This is a genomic window from Enterobacter sp. ZOR0014 (assembly GCF_000798855.1).
In the GTDB taxonomy this organism is placed as follows: Bacteria; Pseudomonadota; Gammaproteobacteria; order Enterobacterales; family Enterobacteriaceae; genus Enterobacter; species Enterobacter kobei.
The window spans coordinates 1-5,892 of sequence record NZ_JTLF01000102.1; the positions used below are offsets into that span (position 1 = coordinate 1).

A 5,892-nucleotide genomic window follows, 5' to 3' on the forward strand; every position below is an offset into this window, starting at 1 on the left:
TGAACGCTCAGACGCTGGCGAATAAATCAACAAATGTGATATAGTTCACACATATTCTGTAACGAGAAACACCGTTTCATTCAGTTCGTCTGTTTTGTAGAGGATGGGTTCTATGGCAACCATTACTACCAGCATGGTTCTCCTGCGCTGGCCTTTGTTGAGCGCGGTACTGATGTTTTTAGCCAGCACGCTGAACATTCAGTTTCGTAAATCTGACTACGCGGGTCTTGCGGTCATCAGCACTCTGCTGGGACTTGGCGCGGCTTGCTGGTTCGCAACGGGCCTGTTGGGCATCACCCTGCTGGATATTGCCGCTGTCTGGGAAAATATTAAAGTCGTGATGGTAGAGGCAATGAGCCACCAGCCACCAGACTGGCCAATGGTGATTACCTGATTCCTGTATAAACAAAAAACCCAGACGATGTCTGGGTTTTTTGTTTGAGCATCCGTTGATCAGAACGGGATGTCGTCGTCGAAGTCCATTGGTGGCTCGTTAGACGGTGCCGGAGCAGACTGCTGCTGCGGACGAGACTGCGCGCCGCCGCTGAACTGGTTGCCGCCCTGTGGCTGCTGAGGCTGACCCCAACCGCCCTGCTGCTGCTGACCACCACCTGCTGGTGCGCCACCGCCCTGACGGCCGCCCAGCATCTGCATGGTACCGCCAACGTTTACCACAACTTCGGTGGTGTACTTCTCAGCGCCGGACTGATCGGTCCATTTGCGGGTACGCAGCTGGCCTTCGATATAGACCTGAGAACCTTTACGCAGATACTCACCGGCAACTTCTGCCAGTTTGCCAAACAGCACCACGCGGTGCCATTCAGTCTGCTCTTTCATCTCACCGGTCGCTTTATCACGCCAGGATTCGGAAGTAGCCAGCGTAATGTTGGCAACTGCGCCACCACTCGGCATGTAGCGTACTTCCGGGTCCTGGCCCAGATTACCGACGAGAATCACCTTGTTTACGCCTCTGCTGGCCATGTTCGTGTCTCCTGAATACGTTTCTTAATAGTGTAAACGCGCGAGTGTACCATTTCCACGCGGCAATTTGCATAGTTGCGTAGTCGGTTCCGAAATCTCACGCGAACTCGACATTGTTACACAGCGAATCAGAAAATGCATTCCAATACTGTATATTCAAACAGGTTAAATTGTGTCATAATTAGCCGTTTCTGACAGCCGTTTGTCCTTCAAACAAACCAGGCAATCCGTGTTTCAACCGGGAAAGGTGAATGGATAAGATCGAAGTTCGGGGCGCCCGCACCCACAATCTCAAAAATATCAACCTCATAATCCCTCGCGACAAACTCATCGTCGTGACCGGGCTTTCGGGGTCTGGCAAATCCTCACTGGCTTTCGACACCTTGTATGCCGAAGGACAGCGTCGTTACGTTGAATCTCTCTCCGCGTACGCGCGTCAGTTCCTGTCGCTGATGGAAAAACCGGATGTCGATCATATTGAAGGGTTATCGCCTGCGATCTCCATCGAGCAGAAGTCGACTTCGCATAACCCGCGTTCAACGGTCGGTACCATTACTGAAATTCACGACTACCTGCGTCTGCTGTATGCGCGCGTGGGTGAGCCGCGCTGCCCGGACCACGACGTCCCGCTGGCGGCGCAGACCGTGAGCCAGATGGTGGATAACGTGCTGTCGCAGCCGGAAGGCAAACGCCTGATGCTGCTGGCGCCAATTATTAAAGAGCGTAAAGGCGAACACACCAAAACGCTGGAGAACCTGGCAAGCCAGGGCTATATCCGCGCCCGTATTGACGGCGAAGTGTGCGACCTGTCGGATCCGCCAAAACTGGAGCTGCAGAAAAAGCACACCATTGAAGTGGTGATCGATCGCTTTAAGGTGCGTGAAGACCTCGCGACGCGTCTTGCGGAATCGTTCGAAACGGCGCTGGAACTCTCCGGTGGTACCGCCGTTGTTTCCGATATGGACGACCCGAAAGCGGAAGAGCTGCTCTTCTCCGCCAACTTTGCCTGCCCGATTTGCGGCTACAGCATGCGTGAGCTGGAACCGCGTCTGTTCTCGTTCAACAACCCGGCAGGCGCATGCCCAACCTGCGACGGCCTGGGCGTACAGCAGTATTTCGACCCGGACCGCGTGATCCAGAACCCTGAGCTGTCGCTGGCAGGCGGCGCCATTCGCGGCTGGGATAAGCGTAACTTTTACTACTTCCAGATGCTGAAATCGCTGGCGGAGCACTATAAGTTCGACGTGGAAGCCCCGTGGGCCAGCCTGAGCCCGAACGTGCACAAAGTGATCCTGTTCGGTTCCGGTAAAGAGAACATTGAGTTCAAATACATGAACGATCGCGGTGATACCTCCGTGCGTCGCCACCCGTTTGAAGGGGTGCTGCACAATATGGAGCGCCGCTACAAAGAGACCGAATCCAGCGCGGTACGCGAGGAGCTGGCGAAGTTCATCAGCAACCGCTCCTGTGCCACCTGTGAAGGCACGCGTCTGCGTCGCGAAGCGCGTCATGTCTTTGTCGAAAACACGGCGCTGCCGACCATCTCAGACATGAGCATCGGCCACGCGATGGACTTCTTCAACAACCTGAAGCTCTCCGGTCAGCGCGCGAAAATCGCTGAAAAAGTGCTGAAGGAGATTGGCGATCGTCTCAAGTTCCTGGTGAACGTGGGTCTGAACTACCTGACGCTTTCCCGCTCGGCAGAAACGCTGTCCGGCGGTGAGGCCCAGCGTATCCGCCTGGCCAGCCAGATTGGCGCAGGCCTGGTGGGCGTGATGTACGTGCTGGATGAGCCGTCAATCGGCCTGCACCAGCGCGACAACGAACGTCTGCTCGGCACGTTGGTCCACCTGCGCAACCTCGGTAACACGGTGATTGTGGTGGAGCACGACGAAGACGCGATTCGCGCTGCGGATCACGTGATCGACATTGGTCCTGGCGCGGGCGTACACGGCGGTCAGGTGGTCGCGGAAGGGACGCTGAAAGATATTATGGCGGTACCCGAGTCGCTGACCGGCCAGTACATGAGCGGCAAGCGTAAGATTGAGGTGCCAAAACAGCGCGTAGCGGCAGATCCGGAAAAAGTGCTGAAGCTGACCGGCGCGCGCGGCAACAACCTGAAAGATGTGACGCTGACGCTACCGGTTGGCCTGTTTACCTGCATCACTGGCGTGTCCGGTTCCGGTAAATCGACGCTGATTAACGATACCCTGTTCCCGATTGCGCAGACGGCGCTGAACGGTGCGACGCTGGCCGAGCCCGCGCCGTACCGAGACATTCAGGGGCTGGAACATTTCGATAAGGTTATCGACATTGACCAGAGCCCGATTGGCCGAACCCCTCGCTCGAACCCGGCGACCTATACCGGCGTCTTCACGCCCGTACGTGAACTGTTCGCCGGCGTGCCTGAAGCGCGTTCACGCGGGTACACGCCGGGACGGTTCAGCTTTAACGTGCGCGGCGGCCGCTGTGAAGCGTGCCAGGGCGATGGCGTCATCAAAGTTGAGATGCACTTCCTGCCGGACATCTACGTCCCGTGCGACCAGTGCAAAGGTAAACGCTATAACCGCGAAACGCTGGAAATTAAGTACAAAGGCAAGACCATCCACGAAGTGCTGGACATGACCATCGAAGAGGCGCGCGAGTTCTTTGACGCCGTCCCTGCGCTGGCGCGTAAGCTGCAGACCCTGATGGACGTCGGTCTGACCTACATTCGTCTGGGGCAGTCCGCCACTACGCTGTCGGGCGGTGAAGCCCAGCGCGTGAAGCTGGCGCGTGAGCTCTCCAAACGCGGCACCGGTCAGACGCTGTATATTCTGGATGAGCCGACTACCGGTCTGCACTTTGCGGATATCCAGCAGTTGCTCGACGTGCTGCATCAGCTGCGCGATCAGGGCAACACGATTGTGGTCATCGAACATAATCTGGACGTGATTAAAACCGCGGACTGGATTGTCGATCTCGGCCCGGAAGGCGGCAGCGGCGGCGGTGAAATCCTCGTCTCCGGTACGCCAGAGACCGTTGCAGAGTGCGAAGCCTCGCACACCGCGCGCTTCCTTAAACCGTTGCTGTAATGTCAGACGGAGAGTTGTTGTCGGGTCGCTTCCGGCAGCAGCTCTACTGCCTGTTTATAAGACGCATCCACCAGATAGTAAATTTGCGAGCCGGGCAGGGATCCATCCAGATAAACCGTGCTCCAGTGCGCCTTATTCAGGTGTTTGCTCGGCCTCACATCATCATGCTGCTGGCGTAGCAAATCCGCCAGCTCCGGGCTGGTTTTCAGCGACGCGGCCGGGCGGCCTTCGACCTCTTTCACCATCGCAAACAGCACATCTCCCACTTTTATCTGCGTGGCTTTCCAGTCGCTATGCACGCTCTGCTCCGCGCCAGGTTTACTCATGCAGTACTGAAGTAGCTCCGAAATTGTCATCATTATTCCCCTTGTAGCGTTGCGATAATTTTACGCGAACCACCGTGAATGCGATGTTCTCCCAGCCAGATCCCTTGCCACGTTCCCAGCAGTAGCCGCCCGTTGTGTACCGGCAGCATCAGCGATACCCCGAGCAGAGAAGATTTGATATGCGAAGGCATGTCATCTGCGCCCTCATAATCGTGCTCATAGGGGGCGTTGTCCGGGACACTCTTCAGAAAATGGTTTTCCATATCAGACCGGACAGTGGGATCGCAATTTTCATTAAGCGTGAGGGAGGCTGACGTGTGTTGAAGCAGCAGATGCAGTAAACCCGTTCTGACGCGCGACAAATCGCGGATTTGCCCGATGACTTCCTCCGTCACCAGGTGAAAACCGCGGGGTTTAGCGCTTAAGGTCAGGGTCTGTTGATACCACATGTGCTGCTCCGTTTAGAAAGATGAACCTTTCTAAGTGTGCAGCAAGAAGTCGAAAGGTAAAACCCGCCGCAGCGAGATTTGATTAAAAAAGAATCAAACTCGCGGCCAGACGCTTAATACTCCGAGTTAACAATCACCTCTTCGCCAAATTTTCCTGCCATCGGCAGCGGTCGATAGGTCGAGTTAGAGGCGCGTAACACCCTGATCGCTCTGGCTCCTGTATCCTGCGCCGCGGTAATGTCGTTATCCGAATCACCATAGAACACTTTGATGTTTTTCTTCTCCAGCCACTGGGTTTTGGTGTTTTGCCCTTCTTTGTCACCCGCAAAAATGACCGGGTTCATGTTGGCAGCCGGGATCTGGAAATCATCCTGCAGGGTTCTGGAGACGGTTTCTGTTTTGGTCTGACTACGACCGGTGACGAAGTAAATGCTGTCGCCGCGCTTCACATGCATGGCAATGACCGCCCGGGCGACCTCTTTCGGGATACTGTAATCGTCCCAGCCGTTATTCATCTTTTCCCAGAACGCCGGGTTCTTCAGATACGCTTCGCTGTCCGGCGAATACATTTTTTTGCCGCGCCAGAATCCCGGGCTGGAGAACAGAACGGTGTCGTCAATATCAAAGCCAACGGCCATGGGCGGGCGGCCCATCAGACTGTTTTCGATTTGGGCCACGGATACCCAGTGAATAGGAGCCTGTTCGGCAAGAATGGCAGCGGTAGTGCCGGTGTAAAGCGGCGTTGGCGCAGAAGCGCGCGCGACGACGGCACTATTAAGTGAGAACAATAAGCAGGCGGCGCTGAGCGCCAGTGTGATCTTGCGCATATTTTCCCCTGAATATTCAGTTCGTTATCGTTTTATTTTGAGTGAATGGTCAAAAAACTATCCGACCATAACCCCAGCGGCAGGTGAAGAAAAGGAGTTTTTGATTATCAATCTGAAGAAAAAGAAGACGATCACAAAGCGAGACATCGACCTGAGTAGCCTGATGCCCTCACCCCGGCCCTCTCCCACTGTACGGTCCGGGGACATGGTAGACAGGTGTTCGGGGACATGGTGA

Annotated in this window: 6 protein-coding genes; 2 read left to right on the forward strand and 4 right to left on the reverse strand. The window is 55.6% G+C overall.

What is annotated here, in order from left to right; all coding sequences use genetic code 11:
• The first annotated feature begins 112 nt into the window (after nt 1-112).
• Complete coding sequence (locus tag L977_RS04885) at nt 113-394, forward strand: YjcB family protein (protein WP_014882153.1); 282 nt, start codon at nt 113-115, stop codon at nt 392-394.
• Nucleotides 395-453: 59 nt separating this feature from the next.
• Here the strand turns inward: L977_RS04885 and ssb1 are convergent, their stop codons facing one another.
• Nucleotides 454-981: a single-stranded DNA-binding protein SSB1 gene (ssb1, locus tag L977_RS04890; protein ID WP_014882152.1), complete on the reverse strand. Its 528-nt coding sequence runs from the start codon at nt 979-981 to the stop codon at nt 454-456.
• A gap of 251 nt (nt 982-1,232) precedes the next feature.
• Here ssb1 and uvrA point away from each other — a divergent pair, with 251 nt between their 5' ends.
• Nucleotides 1,233-4,055 (forward strand): excinuclease ABC subunit UvrA, encoded by a 2,823-nt coding sequence (uvrA, locus tag L977_RS04895; protein WP_023331804.1) that lies wholly within the window; start codon nt 1,233-1,235, stop codon nt 4,053-4,055.
• Nucleotides 4,056-4,057: 2 nt separating this feature from the next.
• Here the strand turns inward: uvrA and L977_RS04900 are convergent, their stop codons facing one another.
• From L977_RS04900 to aphA, 3 genes are all read right to left on the reverse strand, one after another.
• On the reverse strand, nt 4,058-4,411 hold the full coding sequence (locus L977_RS04900) for an MmcQ/YjbR family DNA-binding protein (protein ID WP_014882150.1): 354 nt from the start codon (nt 4,409-4,411) through the stop codon (nt 4,058-4,060).
• A gap of 2 nt (nt 4,412-4,413) precedes the next feature.
• Nucleotides 4,414-4,830, reverse strand: a complete 417-nt coding sequence (locus L977_RS04905) for a secondary thiamine-phosphate synthase enzyme YjbQ (protein ID WP_014882149.1) — start codon at nt 4,828-4,830, stop codon at nt 4,414-4,416.
• Between the two features lie 113 nt (nt 4,831-4,943).
• Nucleotides 4,944-5,657: an acid phosphatase AphA gene (gene aphA / locus L977_RS04910; protein WP_014882148.1), complete on the reverse strand. Its 714-nt coding sequence runs from the start codon at nt 5,655-5,657 to the stop codon at nt 4,944-4,946.
• Nucleotides 5,658-5,892: the final 235 nt, after the last annotated feature.

Excerpts from the sequence above, each read along its gene's own strand:
- L977_RS04885 (WP_014882153.1), top strand. The coding sequence starts at position 113 with ATGGCAACCATTACTACCAGCATGGTTCTCCTGCGCTGGCCTTTGTTG.
- ssb1 (WP_014882152.1), bottom strand. The coding sequence starts at position 981 with ATGGCCAGCAGAGGCGTAAACAAGGTGATTCTCGTCGGTAATCTGGGC.
- uvrA (WP_023331804.1), top strand. The coding sequence starts at position 1,233 with ATGGATAAGATCGAAGTTCGGGGCGCCCGCACCCACAATCTCAAAAAT.
- L977_RS04900 (WP_014882150.1), bottom strand. The coding sequence starts at position 4,411 with ATGACAATTTCGGAGCTACTTCAGTACTGCATGAGTAAACCTGGCGCG.
- L977_RS04905 (WP_014882149.1), bottom strand. The coding sequence starts at position 4,830 with ATGTGGTATCAACAGACCCTGACCTTAAGCGCTAAACCCCGCGGTTTT.
- aphA (WP_014882148.1), bottom strand. The coding sequence starts at position 5,657 with ATGCGCAAGATCACACTGGCGCTCAGCGCCGCCTGCTTATTGTTCTCA.